The sequence below is a fragment of the Synechococcus sp. MU1648 genome (assembly GCF_023630615.1).
Classification (GTDB): domain Bacteria; phylum Cyanobacteriota; class Cyanobacteriia; order PCC-6307; family Cyanobiaceae; genus Parasynechococcus.
On sequence record NZ_JAKUHI010000001.1, the window covers coordinates 232,930 to 249,301 of the forward strand.

Below are 16,372 nucleotides of genomic sequence, written 5' to 3' on the forward strand. Positions count from 1 at the left end.
ACCAGGCCTTCGTTGTGGGGTGAGTCAGCCAACGCCATTTGGGCGAGCAACCCAGCTTTTAACTATTACTAAGTTCATCTCCAACAATTAAGAGATCGCCATATCTTTGATCTGATTTCACTGTTTCCTCGGATGCCAGCCCTGAAGTACAAGCGGGATTTCACCCACGAACAGCGGGTGTCCTTCGCCTTTGCGAACTCCGTGGACGCAACCAAAAGTGCCAGCTCCAACAAACGCAAGGCGGCATCCACACCTGCTGAGTACAAGCAAAACCAATGCGCCGCCATGGGCATTGGCATGGGCCCTCGGATCCATGAGGAGTGCCCCTTCTCGGCGATCAACCACTCCTATGCCTCAACGGGCAGCCAGGCTCTGGAAGCTGCCATCAACGCGGGTTACAAGCAGGTGTTCGGCAACATCGGCATCTCCTCCAACCAGCGTCTCGTCTCACTGGAGGCCTTCCTCTGTGATGGCCGCATCAATGTGCAGGGCTTCATGGCCGGCCTGGTCAAATCTGAGCTCTACAAGCAGAAGTTTTTCCACGCCGTGTCTCCCATGCGCGGCATCGAGCTCACCACCAAGCACCTGCTGGGGCGTCCTCCCATCGATCAGAAGGAAGTGAGTGCTGGCATTCAGCTGATCGCTGAAGAGGGATTCGACGCTTTCGTCGACAGCCTCGTCCGCTCCGAGGAGTATCTCGAAACCTTCGGAACTGACACGGTTCCCTACCTGCGTGGTTTCAAGTCGGAAGCACGGGCTTCCTGCTCCACCTTTGTTGGCATGGCCGAAATCACTCCGGCAAATGCCAGCTCTGAAAACGCCATGTACACCGGTCCTTCTCTGGTGAAGCGCTTCAGCATGGATCTCGGTTCCTTTGCCGCTGCTGCCGTCTACTCAGACGACAGCGATCGTGGTGGCTTCTCCTACACGAATGCAGTCAGCAACCCCCGCAACGCTGCTTACCGTCGGATGTATGGCGGCAAGTTCAACTACGGCCGCTTCTGATTCATTGCTGCTTGCAGCACTGAGCTGAGAAACAAGAAGGGCAGGAGAGCTAACTCTCTTGCCCTTTTTTAATGGCGGCGCGGCTGATCTGCTGGCGTGGCCCTCAACCCCCTTGGGCCGCCCCTGGGTATGAATACTCATTGAAAATGATCCACGCTTCCGTAAGATCTCGTCGCTCTTGAATCGTTTGATGCATTACTTCGGGCTCTTGGTGCACGAGAGTGGCCAGGTGACTGCTCTCTTTGAAACTCAATTGCTCGAAGTTGCGGTGACTAAGTTTTTTCAACAATGCCTGCAGAATGGCTATGCGCCTGTTGATGTTCATCTGCGATTAATCAAGTATTCGTCGCCAAAATTTCCATTTGAGACCTGTCTTGATAAAAGTCTTTTGGTATCTGGATATAACTTGCAAGTAGAAAATTATCAGTAGAGGATCTGTTTTTGCTGCGATGGGATGCGTTCGCCATCGGAGTTAGTGATGTTTGGCTGTTGCTTGATTCTTGAGTTGATCTCTTGGCCAGGCTTGCTTTCGGCAGTCGCTCCCTTTCTTGTTTCCGTCAGCGCGTGAAGCGGAGATGAGATCTTGGTTAGTGCCCCTGACTGATGCTCCTTGGCCAGCCCAGCCGACGCCGACGCCAACCTCAAGCGGGCTCTTGAGCAGCTCAGCGGCAATGAGGCTGCGGTAGCCGAGGCCATCAATGAAGTGCGGGTCGAGCACGCCCGAAGTGAACCGCCGCTCACTGGGCCTGCCCTGCTTGAGCGCATTGATCAGTTGGCAGCCCAGCGGACTCTCGACAGTCAGGACGCTGCGATCCTCTGTCATTGGCCCGATGCCGCTTCCATCGGCCAGGCCTGGTTCGAGCTCAAGCATCCCGGCAGAAGTGTTCCCAGCCCGATGCTCGTGCTCGATGCCTATCTCGTCGGTGCTCCGCCGTTCCTCAGCAAGGCCCAGCGTGATCAGGTGGGTGACTGGTACCGCAGCAAGGTGAGTGCCAATCCTGAGTACACCGATGCCGTCACCGGGGCAGCCAAGGCTTTTGTGCTGATCGGCGATCTCAATGCCAGTGCCGCCGGCATGGCCTGGCAAACGATCATTCCCGATCTGCTTGAGCAGGGTCATGATCTGGAATTCAATGTCACCAAGGAACAGGTGACAGCTGCAGCGGCCCGCTGGATTGTTGCAGTGGCTGATACTTTCGCGGCACCATCGCTGGATTAACGCGAGCGATTGATGGGTCTTCAGCTGGTTTCTGCCGACTTCCTCCACGAGGACGGCATCACCTATCGGATCCGCCGCGACAGCCTCGAGCAGGACTTCACCATTGAGGAGAAGAGCGATGGTTCCTGGGTCGACTGCGGCCTCGATCAGGCGGTGAAGGATGTGAACTTCGCTGAGTTCAAGCGCCTCGGTCTCCTGATCAAGAAGGTGATGGATGCCGACCAGTGGCTGGCTTGAGCTGATCGGAGTCGCGACTCCTGGCCGGGCGCGCCAGGATGTAACGAATTCGTTACACGACTCTCATGACTGTCGGAGAAATTTTCCTCGAGAGCCTTTCCACCGGGGTGATCACCGAGCATGAGGTGACCTGGCTGACCTCGCACCAGAGCAGTTTTGACCGTCCGGAAGAAGCTGCTGCGATTCGGCTGGGTCGCCTGATGGATCAAGGAGAGATCAACCTCGGTTGCCGTCTGCCGGAACCGATGCTGCGCCACCAGGAGGTGTTGGTGGATTGGATCGAACCTCTGGGCCGCCGTCGTCACCGCGCAGCCGCCTGAACCAGCAGGCCGTCCTTCGGGCTGGGGCTGGGAATCAGCTGCAGCGCCAGGTCTTGATCTGGCTGCAGCTGCAGCTCCACCGCCTGGAGCACGCCAACCGCCATTAGGCGGATCTCCAGTTCCGCGAGGGCCTTGCCAAGGCAGACCCGCTCGCCGCCGCCGAAGGGCAACAACGTTTGCCCGAAGGATCCATCCAGGTGCCGTTGCGGCCGGAATGCCGCAAGGTCGGCGTCGTCGTTGTCGGATGCCGGGCTCAGCACCACCTGAACCACGCTGCCCTGCGGAATGGCGACCCCCGCCAGGCTGATCGGCGCCAGGCTGCGCCGGAAGAACCCTCCCACCGGAGGCGTCAGCCGCATCACTTCCAACACCGTGGCATCCAGCCGCGGCGACGTCACGCTTTCAGCCAGTCCCTCCCGTAACCAGGTCTCGATCTCCGGGTTCAGCAGCAGCGCTCGAAACAGGCAGCTCAGTGACGATGCGGTGGTTTCGTAGCCGGCGAACAGCAGCAGCAGCAGTTGCTCGGCCAAGTCGTCATCGTCCAGGGGGATGCCGGCTTCATCCAGTCCGCCACTTAGGAGATCAAGGCCCCCTGCCTTGCTGTCCCGTTGCAGCTCAGCCTTGATCCGCCGCAACAGACGCTGACGTGCGGCCATGGCTTTGGCGAAGGGTGTTCCCGGGATCGCCAGCGGAATCGAGAACAGGGCCCGAGTCCAGATCTCGAAGTCGGCGAACAGGGCATCGCGGCTAGCGCCATCCAGCCCCAGCACCGTGGTGGCAATCACCGCAAAGGCGAAGCGGCGCATCCGTGCCGCCAGCGGCAAAGGTTTCTCGGCGGTGACCAGCTCCTGGCATAGCTCCTCCACCAACTGCTGAATCGATGGGGTGTAGCGCGCCAGAGCAGCGCTGGAGAACAGTTGCCCCACCACCCGCCGGCGCGCTTTGTGGCCTGTGCCATTGCGGTTGGCCAGCGACTTGCTGCCCAGCAGTTGCTGCACACTGTCGGGCCACCAACCCTCCAGGGCATCGCCCTGGCCCAGCAAGTCGCCGATGGCCCGTTCACCACGGATGAACACCATGCGCTGGGCCAGCAGCTTGGTTTCGAACACATCGCCGTAGGCCTGGAACCGCCGTTGGGCGAAGTCGGCTTGAGTGAAGAACGCCAGGGTTTCCCCAAGTCCGCTCATGGCGCCCGTGCTGGGGAGGGGAGTGGTGGTCATTGCAGCTGGGGGGCAGGAGCTGTTCTAGGGCTGACAGTGCTTCAGGTGCTGGCTACCTCCAAGGGTGTGCTGTGCGTTCTCCGTGGATTTCAAGTTCCTGGTCATGGTGCTGGTCTCCCATCTGATCAGCGCAGGACTGTCCAAGACCGTTGCCGCCCAGAAGGCACGCAACAGCAACCGCTGGTTGGTGGCTGGCCTGTTGTTCGGGCCGTTGGGTCTGATCGCCGCTGTCGGGATGCCGGATCGTCATCAGATTGTCTATCTCCGTTATCTGGCCGAACAGCAGGGATACCAACCTCGTCATGCCTGTGGTGGGCAGAAGGGTGACACGGAGACTTGAACAGCTGTGATTTAGGGCTTCAGCGGCAGCGTTGAAAGCGAACGATGCTGCGGGTCAGCCCTTTTTCGGGCCAGTTGGGCATCACCCTCCAGGGGGTGCGCACCGTGAGCAGATCACCGTCGATTGTGAAAAATCGGGTCTGTTCGGTGCCAACCCACTCGGGGTTCCAGGCCACATCCACCTGGGTGATCCAGCGATCACCCTCCAGGCGATAAAGACCGGTGTAGGCAATCATGTTGCTCAGTAGAGATGAGCGCTCCTCGGCGCTGGCGCCTGGTTGCCGTCCTTCGGCCGAGAGCATGAAGGAGAGACGTCCTTCCGGTGTGAAGATCACATATCCGCTGGGGTGATCGCCCATTGGCGCAAAGGTGTTGCCATTGGATTGTTCTTCGACGCGGTAGCTCAACAGCTGCCAGGCGCCATGAACTGTGGGTGGAGTGATGGTTTGGGCGGGTTGAATCTCACTGACGCTCACAACTGAACCTGTTCCTGACGAGCAACCTATCGATCGCCATCCAGCTTCCACAGCTTGGATCTCGGGATTCCTGTGAAATTGAAGCCATTGAATGCCGATCCAGTAACAACAACCACGAAACTGCTCGGGTTTTGATGGCGTCGTCCTGCGGTGCGCGTCGATGGCTGACTGGTGCCAGCTGACGTGGAGGTTCGTGTTGACCAACCAACCGACGCCCCCCTGATCAGGACCTGATTGGAACTGAAAGTCGGTGTCTGTCATCTCGTTCAATCTTCGATGCCATCTGTTGGCATCTGATGGCTGTGTCAAACCATCCACCGATAGCGATCGAGTTTGTCGCTTGATTCTTGCTCGCAATCCGTTGCATCGATCGGCTTCATCGATCGGGTGTATCGATCGAGCCTGCGGTGTTGAAAGACTTCCGAGCAAATCAACTGAAATCAGCTTTTTTATCCCCTTGTGATCTTGCAAATATGGGGTCTAATACGTAGGTCTCGTTCTCACAGTCCCATGCTTACCGGAGCTGAATTGCTCAACCGCGTCAAGGAACTTGGCGATTGCGCCAAAACAGATCTGGCCAAAGGTTGTGGCTATGTCGTCACCAAGAAAGACGGCTCTGAACAGGTGAAATTCACGGCGTTCTACGAGGCTCTGCTGGAAGCCAAGGGCCTCTCCTTTTCCACCGGTGGATCTGGTGTTGGTAAGGGTGGTCGCAAGCTGTCTTACAAAGCTGTGGTTCAGGGCAATGGCAATCTGCTGATTGGTAAGGCCTACACCGCCATTCTTGAACTGCAGCCTGGCGATGAATACGAAATCAAACTGGGACGTAAGCAGATCCGCCTGATTCCCGTGGGTGGTTCTGAAGAAGAGGATTGATTTCCTTTCTGGTTCAGCAGAAACAACATTTCTCCCTGTGGCCCCTTTAGGTTCCACGGGGAATTTTTTTGCTCCAATGCCCTACCAACCCACCAAGGAGCATTTGGACCATCACATTCCAGACACCTTCAAGAGCATCAACAACATGATGCGGCAGCTGAAGCAAGACATCGGCATGGATGACCGTTACATCGCTCTGATGCTTGACGCTTTGTCGCGGGAATATTCAGCCAAGCAGCCAATTGGTGATGGTTTCGGCTTTCGCTGAACGTTGAAGGGCTGTTGCAATCAACCTCTTCCAATCAACCTGTTGCTACCAACCGGTGGAATGGCGCCTCAGTTCACCGATGAAACGACTCCTGCTCGTCCACAACCTGGTGCATGGTCAGAGCGTTGTGCACGAACTGGACGATAAGGATTTCGCCGTGGAATTGGTGGAGGGCGATCCCGAAGTCGATGAGCAGGGGGAGATGGACGTGGAAAGTCGTTTTTTCATCCGGGTCGACACCGAATGATTCCGGTGAGCAGCTCAGCACAGAAGTGATTGGTTGCACTTGATCAGCGCTATCTCGAAGACATCAGTTGGTGGATCGTGATGTCGACGCGCTACGTGCTTCGGACGGGAGAAATCATTCTCTCCAATCGCAACCCTGAGGGGCTTGATGTCTACTGCTACCGAACGGGCTACAACCACCACACCTGTCTATTGCTCTCCGAGCAATCCGAGGCGGACTTCCTACTCCGCTATGGATCGGAGGAGTTGAACGTGGCCTACCCAGGTTGACTGCTGCCTTGGCCCTTCCCCCAGGCCCTTGACGCTGCTCAGATCGTGGCCTGAATGGGTTGGCATCAAGGCAATTCCATGGATGACGTCAGGCTGCAACTGCTGCTTCAGGAAGCTGAGGACCATCTCCGTTCCCGCAGCTGCCGTCAACGCTATGAGCGCGCCGTCGTTCGTCTGCCAGACAGCCGCCGGGGCATCTGGTTCGGTGATGACAAGCGAGCTGCCTGATCCTCTGTATCGGTGCTGAGCGGCTGCACATCCCGCTTGATCTTGGGGCGATCGCCCTCAGCTGACGGCTGACGGTCTTGCGGCTGGTGCCTTGCAGGCCGACTCCAGGGGGGCGTGTAGCAACTCAAAGACCGAATCGATGCGTTCAGCTTCCACTTGCGAGATGGAGAGCATCAAGGCCAACAGATCAAGCCGGCGCCGCTCCTCGGCTGAATAGGGCCCGTCGGAGCGCATTAGTTCCGAGGCCATGGCGTAAGCCGTGAGGGCCTGATCGGCCGTGAGCACCTTGGCTGCCTCCACCATCAGAGCTTTGGTGCCCCGCTCCAGCCGCATGGCTAGCACCGCATCCATCAGCAACACCAGCTCGTTGTCACTCATCCGGCAGTAGGGCTCGCGGTAGTCGAGGGCGTGCCGGAATGCCCTTGCTCCGGCGCGGCTGAGGGTGTCGTCCCACGACACCGCTGTGAGGCCAACGGCCGCAAAGGCTGTGACGACATTCATCGGGGATGACGCAGGTGTTGCCCAACTGTCAACGCAATCCCCGGTTCGTGATTGTCTAAAGCGCCACAGAGCGACCCAGATGAGTCGTTTGGCCTACCTGAGGGATGGCCTTACTCCGGAAGACGCTCCACGGCCACATGCATGAACCGTTTCACCATGGCGATCGGCCAGCCTTCCCGCTGCAGCTCCTCAGCGATCTGATCAATCTGATACACGATTTCCTCGGCGACGAGCTCTTCCAGCAGATGGTTGGAGTGTTGCGTGGTGGTCATGGCTCGATTGCACTGCTTCGGGGCTAACCCATCCAGGCCACGTTTTGCCACTTCGATTCTGTGGCGTCCGGTTGCAGGCTGGTGCTGCTGTTGCCAACTTGAGGGGATGAAACATCCCTCCCTGCTCCGACGCATCGGCACCTACCTGCTCGGTCTGGTGGATGAGTATTGGGCGATGCGTCGTCCATGGCAGTACGGCGCCAAGCAGCCCCAATGCGGATTGCAGTGCGATGGCGACCACTGCGAACGGATCGACTGAGCCACTGAAAAAAATGCGCCTTTACACGGGTTGCCGTTGCTCTGTGTCCTCACAACAGTGAGGTCAGCACCTGGAGATTGGATGGAGTTCAAAAGCCGCATTTTTGCCACCTCGCGAGGCTCCACCATCGATGCCATCGGTGAAGGGCGTTATCTGGTCTGCAATCCGGCTTACTGCTTCATGGTGCATGGCCTGCGTCAGGCCCATGAAGCCGTTCAACGCCAGGAGAAGTCCGCGCTTTGAGCCATGGCTGAGTACCGAATTCACTGCAAGCACTGTGGCTACGAGGGGAAGGACAACTCCCGTTGGATCCCTTTCGTACAAGTGGAGCGTCGGGGGCAGGATTGCCCCCACTGCGGTCGCCCGACTCTGCTTGAGCCTTGGTGCACCTTGCGGGCTGAAACATCCATGCCTGACTACTGATTTCGCCTTTGCGACGCAGCTGCCGGGTTAAAAGTTTTGCCAGCTGCTGGTGAGCCACTGGGGAGCCAGGCTCCACCAGATGGCGGTCGCCACGAAGATGGCGGCCAGGCCGATCAGGCTGGTGATCAGTTCCTCTTGCCTGCTGTCGGAGCGCAGTTTCTTTGCTTTGCCCATCATTCCCTCGTGCTCTTCCTTCGGTTTAGAACCTCTGCTCACAGTTGGCTATCGGTCAAAACACCCGGCCGCTGCCCTGGCGATGATGGAGTCAGCTTCAAGGCCCGATGAGCACCGCCACGTTTGCTGAGTTCGCCGAGCGGGCCGACTATTCCCTGTTGGAAGCCCTCACCCCTGATCCGGAGGCGACAGCGGATGGGCAGGACCACCGCCCACGCCAGGTTCTCTCCGGCCATTACGTGCCGGTGACCCCCACCCCGATTCCCGATCCTGAATACCTGGCGCACAGCCGATCGTTGTTCGGCGAGCTTGGTCTCAGTGATGACCTGGCCCAGGACAGCCAATTCCGACGGATGTTCTCCGGCGATCTCCGTGTGGCCACCGGTCCAATGCGGCCCTGGGGCTGGGCCACCGGCTATGCCCTGTCGATCTACGGCACGGAATACACCCAGCAGTGCCCCTTTGGAAATGGCAACGGCTACGGCGATGGCCGAGCCATGTCGGTGTTTGAGGGGGTGTTTGAAGGCCGCCGTTGGGAGATGCAGCTCAAAGGGGGTGGTCCGACGCCCTATTGCCGTGGTGCTGATGGTCGAGCGGTGCTCCGCTCCAGTGTTCGTGAGTTTCTGGCGCAGGAGTTCATGCACGCCCTTGGTGTGCCCACCTCCCGTTCGTTGACTCTCTACGTCTCCCATGCCGAGACGGTTCGTCGCCCCTGGTATTCCGAGAACTCACGCTCCATGGACCCGGACGTGATGGTCGACAACCCCGCGGCCATTAGCACCCGGGTGGCGCCATCGTTTCTGCGGGTGGGTCAGCTGGAGTTGTTCGCCCGCCGTGCCCGCAGTGATGCCCATCCCAAGGCGCACCAGGAGCTGCACCTGATCGTGGCGCACCTGATCGAACGAAATTATCGCCAGGAGATCGATCCCCGCCTGCCCTTCAGCGATCAGGTTGTGCTGTTGGCCCAGTTGTTCCGTGATCGCCTCACGGCCTTGGTCGCCAACTGGATCCGCGTTGGCTACTGCCAGGGCAACTTCAACAGCGACAACTGCGCCGCCGGTGGCTTCACCCTCGATTACGGGCCATTCGGATTCTGTGAGCTGTTCGATCCGCGCTTTCAGCCCTGGACCGGTGGCGGAGCTCATTTCTGCTTTTTCAACCAGCCGGTTGCCGCTGAGGCCAACTACCGCATGTTCTGGAAATCCCTGCGCACGCTGATGGAGGGCCAGGCGGAGGCCCAGGCCCAACTCGATCAGTTGCTGGAGGGTTTCCCTGTTGCCATGCAGGACGCCATGCAACGGATGTGGAGCAGCAAACTCGGCTTGTCCTGCACCGCTGAAACACTGGTGCAGGAGTTACTGCAGCTCCTGGTGCAGTCGAGCGCCGATTATTCAATGTTCTTCCGCCGCTTGTCGGATCTGCCCGATCAGATCGATCCGCTGCGGGACTGTTTCTATCTGCCCCTCTCGGCGACCCTCGAATCCCAGTGGCAGGACTGGTTGCAACGCTGGCGTGCCCAGTGGCCCCATGGCGTCGATCCGGCCCTGATCTCCGCGGGCATGCGGCGGGTCAATCCGGCGATCACCTGGCGTGAGTGGCTGATCGCTCCGGCTTACCAACAGGCAGCCGAAGGCAACACCTCTCTGATGGCTGAACTGCAGCAGCTGTTCAGTGCCCCCTACGACACCCCTTCCCCCGACCTGGCGGCCCGCTACGACCGCTTGAAGCCCCGGGAGTTCTTCAGCGCTGGAGGGGTGTCCCACTACAGCTGTTCGTCTTGACCGCTGACGACGTTCTGCACTTCTGGTTCCAGCAGTGCCGTCCCTGGCAGTGGTTTCGTCGCCGCGACAGCTTCGATGCCCTCGTGTCGGATCGTTTCGGTGCTTTGGTTGAGCGTGCCCTTGCCGGTGATCTTCAGGAGTGGGCCGATCGGCCCCCCAGTGCTCTGGCTCTGGTGTTGTTGCTGGATCAATTCAGCCGTCAGATCTGGCGCGGGGAGGCCAGGGCTTTTTCAGGAGATCAACAGGCGTTGGCTGTTGCCCTGATGGGCCTCCAACAAGGATGGGTTGCGGCTGAACCGCAGCGACCGCGACGTCAGTTTTGGCTGATGCCTTTGCTGCACAGCGAAGAGGAAGGCGTGGTGGCGAAGGCCATTCCCTTGCTGGAGCAATGGGCGGATGCCGCCACAGCCGATGTGGCCCGCCGCAATTTGATGCAGCTGCATCGTTTCAGTCGTTATCCCCAGCGGAATGCTGCCCTCGGACGCAGCAGTTCACGGGCAGAAGTCTTGTTTCTGGAAGGATGATCCCGTTGCGCGTGTGTCTCGCTCTATCTCCGCAATCCGTTCTCAGCAAGCGATGGTCTCAACGTAAATGGTATCTCGTTAAGCTCGATTTTTCAGGAATTTATGGCAGTTTCAAACGGTAGATCAACGAGTCAAATCTTGATCCAGTCTCTCGATGAGCAAAATGATAAAGGAGTTGAGGTGAATGTAAACCAACGCAATTATTTCTCCTCCTGATGACAGCTCAGCTTTGTTGTAGAGCTCTGCTTACTTCTGTTCCCCTTCATCAGCCATCAATCGAAGCGCCGCATTCATGACGGCAACTTTTACCTCCCGTCGCTCCAATCCTTGACGTTCGAAGTGACGGACGATGCGCGACAGGTCCCACCAGACAGCGACTTCGACTTCATCCATTTCATTGGCGACGTGGAGAGCCATGACTGCGCTAAGACCTATTTCAGCTGTAGCCCGCTGCCAGCTCTTCGCGAAGCTCCTCCTGAATGACTGCTGAATTCAGTTGCGATTTAGCGTTGATGGCTGCATTCCGTGGCTACGAATCAGTTGGATGCACCCTTCACCTTGCAGCACTATCTGATTGTCTGGACGTTCCCGACTGTGGAGGGGGCTTGGGAGTCATCTCCAGGCTTTGCTGAGTACATCAATGCTGGAGCCCCTGGAGATGTCTTTGATGGCTTCGCACTCAAATATCGCGTCTGCGAGCCGATCAGCGGTAGTGGGGTGGCAATTGCCGTTGCCAGTGATATCGGCAAGGTCTGGGCGCACCTCGGCCCTTGGATCAAGGATTTCGGTATTCAGTTCGATGTCACCGCCGTGGTTTCGGATGCCGAATTTGCTGCCATGTGGCCGATGGTGGAAGCTGCAGCATCCGTCGACTGAGACGGCTCTCCTTCACACCGTTGTCTGGCCGTGACGCTCGCCTTGCTTGAGCCTGTGCTGCTCCTCGTTACGGCCACAGCAGCTTCAGCGGGATTGTTGATCCTTCAGTTGGGTCTGCGACGGGTGTTTGCTGTCGCACCGCGATTAAAGCCGGCCCAGGAGGCTCCCGCCCCAGACACGTCTCTGACGGTGGTCATCCCCGCCTTCAACGAAGCCCATAACATCGCTGACTGCCTGGGCAGCGTGCTGGCCAGTGCGCCCCCTTGCCGGGATTGGTCGGTGGTGGTGGTGGACGACGAGTCAACAGATGCGACCGTCGAGAACGCCATCCGGGCCGGTTCCACCGCTTCACGGTTCCGCCTGATCAAGGCGGGCCCCCGACCTGCCGACGAGCGCTGGGTCGGCAAGAACTGGGCCTGTAGCAAGGCCGTCGAGCAGGTCTCCAGCGATTGGCTCTTGTTTATTGATGCAGACGTTCGACTGAAGCCGGATGCTCTTCAGCGGTCCCTGGCGCAAGCTGTTGATGAGCATGCCGATCTGCTGAGCCTGGCCCCTCGACTGAGCTGCGGATGCCTGGCGGAGTGGATGGTGCAGCCGATCATGGCCAGCCTGCTGGGCCTTGGCTTCCCCATCCTTGAAACCAACGATCCGCAATCGCCGGTGGCGTTTGCGGCAGGTCCGTTCATGTTGTTTAAGGCATCCACCTACGAGTGCATCGGCGGTCACCGGGCTCTCGCGGGCGAAGTGGTGGAGGATCTCGCCCTCGCCCGGGCCATCAAGGCCGGCGGCTATCGACTTAGCTATTTGCTGGGTCTTGATGCGGTCGACCTTCGGATGTATGCCGACCTCGCTGCCCTCTGGGAGGGGTGGACCAAGAATTGGTTCATCGGGTTGGACAGGGATCCAGGCAAAGCCATCGGTGCCGCCTTGGTGGTGGTCCTGATGTTCACAGCCCCGTGGCTGTTGTTGCTGACATCGCTTGTTCTGCTTTGGCTTCAGCCCGTGCTGTCGGTCGCTTGGTTGTGGCTCATGGCTTTGGCGGGTCTAGCCATCGTTCAGCAGCTGCTGCTGCGGCTCTGGACGCGCAGCACCTTTGATGTGCCCATGAGGTACTGGTACCTGATGGGTGTGGGTGGTTTGCTGGTGGGTGCGATCGGTCCTGTTTCGATCTGGCGCACACGCACTGGTCGTGGCTGGACCTGGAAAGGACGCGCTCTCGGTTAGGGGAGTTTGGTCCGATCAGACCATCACGAGTGGCGAGCCTGTTTGCGTGCATCTTCAGCCCGACGCCGCAGCGCTGCATGTCGGAATGCCGTTTCCAGCTTGGTCAATCTGGGCTGTTTGTCTTTTAAAGCAGCCTCTCCGCGTGCCTTGGCTGCGTTGATGAAATCGTCTGATTTTGTGCCGCTGAGTCCAGTCATCTCAAGGCCCTAACTGCCTTAAGCCTGCTTTCGTTAAGGCTCAACTTGGCTCGAATAAAAGGCCTTCTATGGAATTCACGCTTGAACGATGCTTTCTGGTCTCTCTGGACCACGCCATTGCGCTGACCCATCCAGAGCGCCTTTTGGGCCCCGCTGAGCCGATGCTGTTCGATGCGAAAAAGGAACGTTCAACGCCTTCGGTTCGCTGTGTGCGAAGGTAATCAGTGTTGAGCCAGTCTTTTTTTTGACGATCTTTATTGGAAATCTCTCCTGGGACGCTGAGCGGGAGGATTTGGTACACCTGTTCGGCCAGTACGGCGAAGTGAGCAAATGCTCCTTACCGCTGGACCGGGAGACAGGCCGCAAGCGTGGTTTCGCTTTTGTGGATCTCAGCAATGAAGCCGATGAGCAATCGGCGATTGATGATCTTCAGAACGTCGAGTGGATGGGGCGTGCCATCTCGGTTCGTAAGGCCGAACCTCGCCGCTGATCCTCAGGATCAATCAACGGGTGGTGGGGCGGTGATTGATCACCGCCCCACCACTCTTTCGTTCGCCAAGGCGTTCTTTTGATGAGATTGCTTGGCTCAACTTCCGAAGCCTCGCTCGGTCGATGAGGGTGATCCCTCCTTTTGTGCTGCGCCTGTGTTGATCTGTTGGTTTTGAGAGGCCTGGTTGAACCGGCTATCGATCCAACGCGAGAGCACATAAATCCCAATGAACATCGGGATATAGATCTGGTAGGCACTCTGCTGCTCAAGCTGCAGCTGATTGACGACGGTGACGGCGGCTGTGCTGAGCACGATGTAAATCCCGACGCGGCGAAATAGGGGGGACTTGAACAACGATTTGGAAAGCCGGGGTCTTCATCATGCTCACTCCGTTGAAATCCCTCAGCTGGGGGATGTGCCAAACGAGCTCTGGCACCTGAATGGAGAGGCCATGCAACGAATCCGATGCCACCCGCCTATGACCTGATCATTGAGCGTGGAGGCTCGATTCTGGTGGAGACCATTGAGGCTTGCAATGAGGATGCTGCCTGGCGCGTTGGTCTGATGTTGCACATTGATTCCCTCATGGCCGTGGTCTGTCGGAACGAAGACGATGCCCAATCAACGCAGGCTTAAGATTCTCGTAAGAGTTGGACCAGTGCTGTGATCGGTTTGATCGCCTCAGGTTTGTTCCTCATGTTTCCATCGATCCCCGGGGCAGATCTCTCCCTGTTCCGTCAGCTGAACAGTGAGCTCGGAGCCCTCTGTCAGGAACCTCCCGTTCAGGCGCTCAGGGTTTGTCGCCTGCACTCGAGGTTGGTGAACCGTTAATCGGGCGGGGCTAGCGCTCTGATCGTTTAGCGATCGTCTTGCACCACGCCACAGGCAACCCGTGCTCCACCTCCGCCGAGGGGTGGTTCGTCTCTGTAGGTGTCGCCACCAGCGTGAACAATCAGTGCCTTGCCCCGGAGATCGGCTGTGCTGAGCCGCGGTGCAACAACGCTCGTGTTTGTGTTGCCGTCGTCATCCACGATCAACTTGCTCAGGTCGCCTCGGTGGCCGTTGCCGAAGGGGCCGAGGTGCTGGCCTGATCCGTCAGGATCCCAATGCCCACCCGCGGCAAGGCCGGCAACTGCGGTGCCATTCTCGGTTTCGCTTGCATCACAGCTGCCAACGCTGTGGAGGTGAAAGCCATGCTCCCCTGGTGTCAGCCCCGACAGATCGGGATAGATCACCAGGCCTTGATCGGTGTCCTGCGCTGTGATGCTGCCGATTGACTCGCCAGTGCCGTTGCCATCAATGCGTTGCAGTGTCACCTCCAAGGCTCCGCACCAGCCGGGTGTGATGGTGATCAGGCTGATGAGTACAAGGAGCTGAGCGAGCAGGCGACGCATCACAGAACAGCATGTTCTTGAATTGTGCACCCCAGTCGGTGCCTTCTGCGGCGAAGATGGTGCATCGTTCGGTTGATGCTTGGTAATGCGGTGGGAATACACCCAGTTGCGCTTCGTACCCCGTGGTAAGACATGGACCGGCGAAATTGAGGAGCTCTGGCTGGATGATCGCCAGCTGATTTCCAGAAACCATCCGCAGCGTGATGTCAGTCTGGTGGGATTGATGAATGAGTTGGGTGAGCAGGGTTGGGAGCTTGTGACCTATGCCCAACCCTTCACCGGATACCACGGTGGTTGCTACACCTTTAAGCGTCAGAAGTAACCAGATCGTTCAGAGCACGCTGGCATTGATGTGTTGAGCCATCCCCATAAAACCAATGACGAGAAGGGCGACAGCAATTGTTGAAACCAGGGATGCAACGCCGATTTGTCTTTGATGATTCAAGGTTCTCATGACTCATCCTCACTTTTTAGATGTACAAGAATGCATTGTTCGTAGCAGCTGCCATCGTCAAGATTGCAGAGGGTTAGGCATTCAAAATAGGCATTGACTTGGGATTCAGTTACACAGGCTTGAGCTGCGTTTGGTGATTCAAGAGTTCTACTTAGCATGTCTTTCATCGGTTCGCTAGGCGACACTATGCTGATTTTTCTTTTAAGGCAATTATTTTATTTCGGCGGGTAAATACCTAGATAAGATTACCTATAACCATGTTGATGGATTTGTTGGCACGCCTTGAATCCAAAGTCGATGTGATTGCCAGTCCAGCCTGTTTAAGGTGATTGGATGAATAACCGGAATCCCACTGAGCGGCTTGAGGACGAGCTTGATCGTGCCAAGGCTCTTGGGCGCTGGCTCAGTGAAGATGAGCAGGCTGAGCTTGATCGTGCCGCTGACGCCGTGGCCACGCGAGTGGAAACAAGGAAACGGCGTGATCGAAAGCTGGTGATTTTGACGGGCGTCTGTCTGTTGATTCCGCCCCTCTGGCCTTTGGCTTTGGGGCTGACCTTGTTTCTTCTTTATCCAGACACCATGGCCAGGATCGGACTGGCCGCTGGTATCGCTTTCCTGGTTGGCGGACTGTTGCTGGCTGGCGTGCTGGGTTTAGCCATGGTCTGGCTTGTTCAATTGTTGTTCTGATCAGTCCAAGCCCTTGGATTTCACAACTGTCATGCCGACGGGGGCCAGAGCAATCAACGCCAGTTTGATGTGCTGAATGCCGAAGGGAATGCCGATGATCGTGACGAAGCAGGCCAATGCACTGCTGAGGTGACCCAGGGCCAACCACCACCCAGCCACAAGGAACCAAATCACGTTTCCGATCAGGCCGAGGGGCCCCGTTCCTAGGTCGTCTCTACCCCTGAGATCACGGCGGTTGACCGCTTCTGAACCGAAGGGCCACAGAGAGAAAAGCCCCATCACCCAGCACGACCGTGCCCAGGGCAGCCCCACGATGGTGATGGCGCAGATCAATGCTGCAACCCACCAGGCCAGAGCCATGGGTAGGCCGCCGAGAACAACCCAGAGAAGGTTGAGGGCCATAGAAATCATG

Annotated in this window: 31 protein-coding genes; 21 read left to right on the forward strand and 10 right to left on the reverse strand. The window is 58.0% G+C overall.

The annotated features are described in order from the left end of the window. Positions 1–132: 132 nt before the first annotated feature. The 4 genes from NCN06_RS01405 (at position 133) to NCN06_RS01420 (ending at position 2,781) form a co-directional block, all read left to right on the forward strand. Positions 133–1,005 (forward strand): phycobilisome rod-core linker polypeptide, encoded by an 873-nt coding sequence (locus NCN06_RS01405; protein WP_226398562.1) that lies wholly within the window; start codon positions 133–135, stop codon positions 1,003–1,005. A gap of 610 nt (positions 1,006–1,615) precedes the next feature. Continuing rightward, complete coding sequence (locus NCN06_RS01410; RefSeq protein WP_250398570.1) at positions 1,616–2,224, forward strand: hypothetical protein; 609 nt, start codon at positions 1,616–1,618, stop codon at positions 2,222–2,224. Between the two features lie 12 nt (positions 2,225–2,236). Beyond that, positions 2,237–2,461 (forward strand): hypothetical protein, encoded by a 225-nt coding sequence (locus NCN06_RS01415; RefSeq protein WP_166017027.1) that lies wholly within the window; start codon positions 2,237–2,239, stop codon positions 2,459–2,461. A 65-nt stretch (positions 2,462–2,526) separates the two neighbouring features. Beyond that, the gene (locus tag NCN06_RS01420) at positions 2,527–2,781 is read left to right on the forward strand and encodes a PM-15 family protein (RefSeq protein ID WP_250398571.1); all 255 of its coding nucleotides are present in this window, start codon (positions 2,527–2,529) and stop codon (positions 2,779–2,781) included. Here the strand turns inward: NCN06_RS01420 and NCN06_RS01425 are convergent. Continuing rightward, the gene (locus tag NCN06_RS01425; RefSeq protein WP_250398572.1) at positions 2,763–4,001 is read right to left on the reverse strand and encodes a cytochrome P450; all 1,239 of its coding nucleotides are present in this window, start codon (positions 3,999–4,001) and stop codon (positions 2,763–2,765) included. The two genes, NCN06_RS01420 and NCN06_RS01425, sit on opposite strands and share 19 nt — an antisense overlap. Positions 4,002–4,083: 82 nt before the next feature. Between NCN06_RS01425 and NCN06_RS01430 the strand changes: the two genes are divergently transcribed. After that, positions 4,084–4,341 carry a hypothetical protein gene (locus NCN06_RS01430; protein ID WP_250398573.1) on the forward strand — a complete coding sequence of 86 codons (258 nt, stop codon included), beginning with the start codon at positions 4,084–4,086 and terminating at the stop codon, positions 4,339–4,341. Between the two features lie 19 nt (positions 4,342–4,360). Here the strand turns inward: NCN06_RS01430 and NCN06_RS01435 are convergent, their stop codons facing one another. After that, complete coding sequence (locus tag NCN06_RS01435) at positions 4,361–4,816, reverse strand: lipocalin-like domain-containing protein (RefSeq protein WP_250398574.1); 456 nt, start codon at positions 4,814–4,816, stop codon at positions 4,361–4,363. A gap of 510 nt (positions 4,817–5,326) precedes the next feature. Here NCN06_RS01435 and NCN06_RS01440 point away from each other — a divergent pair. From NCN06_RS01440 to NCN06_RS01460, 5 genes are all read left to right on the forward strand, one after another. Continuing rightward, positions 5,327–5,692 carry an AbrB family transcriptional regulator gene (locus tag NCN06_RS01440; RefSeq protein ID WP_115021855.1) on the forward strand — a complete coding sequence of 122 codons (366 nt, stop codon included), beginning with the start codon at positions 5,327–5,329 and terminating at the stop codon, positions 5,690–5,692. A gap of 76 nt (positions 5,693–5,768) precedes the next feature. Then, entirely contained in the window at positions 5,769–5,960 is a 192-nt protein-coding gene (locus tag NCN06_RS01445) for a hypothetical protein (protein WP_115021857.1), read from the forward strand. A gap of 79 nt (positions 5,961–6,039) precedes the next feature. Next, a complete protein-coding gene (locus NCN06_RS01450) occupies positions 6,040–6,207 on the forward strand; it encodes a hypothetical protein (protein ID WP_170951187.1) in 168 nt (55 codons plus the stop codon). Positions 6,208–6,236: 29 nt separating this feature from the next. Continuing rightward, positions 6,237–6,476, forward strand: coding sequence for a hypothetical protein (locus NCN06_RS01455; protein WP_166017023.1), 240 nt, complete (start codon positions 6,237–6,239; stop codon positions 6,474–6,476). A gap of 78 nt (positions 6,477–6,554) precedes the next feature. Continuing rightward, positions 6,555–6,704 (forward strand): hypothetical protein, encoded by a 150-nt coding sequence (locus NCN06_RS01460; protein WP_166017022.1) that lies wholly within the window; start codon positions 6,555–6,557, stop codon positions 6,702–6,704. Between the two features lie 57 nt (positions 6,705–6,761). Here NCN06_RS01460 and NCN06_RS01465 read toward each other — a convergent pair whose 3' ends face one another. Together NCN06_RS01465 and NCN06_RS01470 are read right to left on the reverse strand one after the other, a co-directional pair. Then, a complete protein-coding gene (locus NCN06_RS01465) occupies positions 6,762–7,205 on the reverse strand; it encodes a tellurite resistance TerB family protein (RefSeq protein WP_250398575.1) in 444 nt (147 codons plus the stop codon). A 110-nt stretch (positions 7,206–7,315) separates the two neighbouring features. Next, the gene (locus NCN06_RS01470; protein WP_170951186.1) at positions 7,316–7,477 is read right to left on the reverse strand and encodes a hypothetical protein; all 162 of its coding nucleotides are present in this window, start codon (positions 7,475–7,477) and stop codon (positions 7,316–7,318) included. Between the two features lie 106 nt (positions 7,478–7,583). Here NCN06_RS01470 and NCN06_RS01475 point away from each other — a divergent pair, with 106 nt between their 5' ends. The 3 genes from NCN06_RS01475 to NCN06_RS01485 all read left to right on the forward strand — a co-directional run bounded on the left by NCN06_RS01475 (position 7,584) and on the right by NCN06_RS01485 (position 8,159). Beyond that, positions 7,584–7,736, forward strand: a complete 153-nt coding sequence (locus NCN06_RS01475; protein ID WP_226407441.1) for a hypothetical protein — start codon at positions 7,584–7,586, stop codon at positions 7,734–7,736. 81 nt (positions 7,737–7,817) lie between these two features. Then, positions 7,818–7,979, forward strand: a complete 162-nt coding sequence (locus NCN06_RS01480) for a hypothetical protein (protein WP_166017019.1) — start codon at positions 7,818–7,820, stop codon at positions 7,977–7,979. A gap of 3 nt (positions 7,980–7,982) precedes the next feature. Continuing rightward, positions 7,983–8,159 carry a hypothetical protein gene (locus NCN06_RS01485; protein WP_170951184.1) on the forward strand — a complete coding sequence of 59 codons (177 nt, stop codon included), beginning with the start codon at positions 7,983–7,985 and terminating at the stop codon, positions 8,157–8,159. A 27-nt stretch (positions 8,160–8,186) separates the two neighbouring features. Here NCN06_RS01485 and NCN06_RS01490 read toward each other — a convergent pair whose 3' ends face one another. Continuing rightward, positions 8,187–8,333 (reverse strand): hypothetical protein, encoded by a 147-nt coding sequence (locus tag NCN06_RS01490; protein WP_250398576.1) that lies wholly within the window; start codon positions 8,331–8,333, stop codon positions 8,187–8,189. A 107-nt stretch (positions 8,334–8,440) separates the two neighbouring features. On the opposite strand from NCN06_RS01490, the gene NCN06_RS01495 reads away from it, so the two are divergent. Both NCN06_RS01495 and NCN06_RS01500 read left to right on the forward strand, forming a co-directional pair. Further along, positions 8,441–10,114 (forward strand): protein adenylyltransferase SelO family protein, encoded by a 1,674-nt coding sequence (locus NCN06_RS01495; RefSeq protein ID WP_250398577.1) that lies wholly within the window; start codon positions 8,441–8,443, stop codon positions 10,112–10,114. After that, a complete protein-coding gene (locus NCN06_RS01500) occupies positions 10,111–10,638 on the forward strand; it encodes a DUF924 family protein (RefSeq protein ID WP_250398578.1) in 528 nt (175 codons plus the stop codon). Before NCN06_RS01495 ends, NCN06_RS01500 begins: the two co-directional genes overlap by 4 nt. Positions 10,639–10,884: 246 nt before the next feature. Here the strand turns inward: NCN06_RS01500 and NCN06_RS01505 are convergent, their stop codons facing one another. Continuing rightward, positions 10,885–11,055, reverse strand: a complete 171-nt coding sequence (locus NCN06_RS01505) for a hypothetical protein (protein ID WP_166017014.1) — start codon at positions 11,053–11,055, stop codon at positions 10,885–10,887. Positions 11,056–11,196: 141 nt separating this feature from the next. Between NCN06_RS01505 and NCN06_RS01510 the strand changes: the two genes are divergently transcribed. From NCN06_RS01510 to NCN06_RS01520, 3 genes are all read left to right on the forward strand, one after another. Then, on the forward strand, positions 11,197–11,514 hold the full coding sequence (locus NCN06_RS01510; protein WP_115022096.1) for a DUF3303 domain-containing protein: 318 nt from the start codon (positions 11,197–11,199) through the stop codon (positions 11,512–11,514). Positions 11,515–11,544: 30 nt separating this feature from the next. Further along, entirely contained in the window at positions 11,545–12,738 is a 1,194-nt protein-coding gene (locus NCN06_RS01515) for a glycosyltransferase family 2 protein (RefSeq protein WP_250398579.1), read from the forward strand. Between the two features lie 441 nt (positions 12,739–13,179). Further along, positions 13,180–13,425 (forward strand): RNA recognition motif domain-containing protein, encoded by a 246-nt coding sequence (locus tag NCN06_RS01520; RefSeq protein WP_115022097.1) that lies wholly within the window; start codon positions 13,180–13,182, stop codon positions 13,423–13,425. A 96-nt stretch (positions 13,426–13,521) separates the two neighbouring features. On the opposite strand, the gene NCN06_RS01525 is transcribed toward NCN06_RS01520, so the two are convergent. Then, the gene (locus tag NCN06_RS01525; RefSeq protein WP_250398580.1) at positions 13,522–13,779 is read right to left on the reverse strand and encodes a hypothetical protein; all 258 of its coding nucleotides are present in this window, start codon (positions 13,777–13,779) and stop codon (positions 13,522–13,524) included. Positions 13,780–13,890: 111 nt separating this feature from the next. Between NCN06_RS01525 and NCN06_RS01530 the strand changes: the two genes are divergently transcribed. Beyond that, the gene (locus NCN06_RS01530) at positions 13,891–14,061 is read left to right on the forward strand and encodes a hypothetical protein (RefSeq protein ID WP_170951181.1); all 171 of its coding nucleotides are present in this window, start codon (positions 13,891–13,893) and stop codon (positions 14,059–14,061) included. Positions 14,062–14,282: 221 nt separating this feature from the next. Here the strand turns inward: NCN06_RS01530 and sodC are convergent, their stop codons facing one another. Continuing rightward, positions 14,283–14,819: a superoxide dismutase [Cu-Zn] SodC gene (gene sodC / locus NCN06_RS01535; RefSeq protein ID WP_250398581.1), complete on the reverse strand. Its 537-nt coding sequence runs from the start codon at positions 14,817–14,819 to the stop codon at positions 14,283–14,285. An 85-nt stretch (positions 14,820–14,904) separates the two neighbouring features. Between sodC and NCN06_RS01540 the strand changes: the two genes are divergently transcribed. Beyond that, positions 14,905–15,141 (forward strand): hypothetical protein, encoded by a 237-nt coding sequence (locus tag NCN06_RS01540; protein WP_115021878.1) that lies wholly within the window; start codon positions 14,905–14,907, stop codon positions 15,139–15,141. 128 nt (positions 15,142–15,269) lie between these two features. Here NCN06_RS01540 and NCN06_RS12850 read toward each other — a convergent pair whose 3' ends face one another. After that, entirely contained in the window at positions 15,270–15,440 is a 171-nt protein-coding gene (locus NCN06_RS12850) for a DUF8642 family protein (protein WP_502988820.1), read from the reverse strand. Between the two features lie 166 nt (positions 15,441–15,606). Between NCN06_RS12850 and NCN06_RS01545 the strand changes: the two genes are divergently transcribed. Further along, entirely contained in the window at positions 15,607–15,960 is a 354-nt protein-coding gene (locus NCN06_RS01545) for a hypothetical protein (protein ID WP_115021880.1), read from the forward strand. On the opposite strand, the gene NCN06_RS01550 is transcribed toward NCN06_RS01545, so the two are convergent. Further along, positions 15,961–16,371, reverse strand: coding sequence for a YccF domain-containing protein (locus NCN06_RS01550; RefSeq protein WP_115021881.1), 411 nt, complete (start codon positions 16,369–16,371; stop codon positions 15,961–15,963). Position 16,372 lies beyond the last annotated feature (1 nt).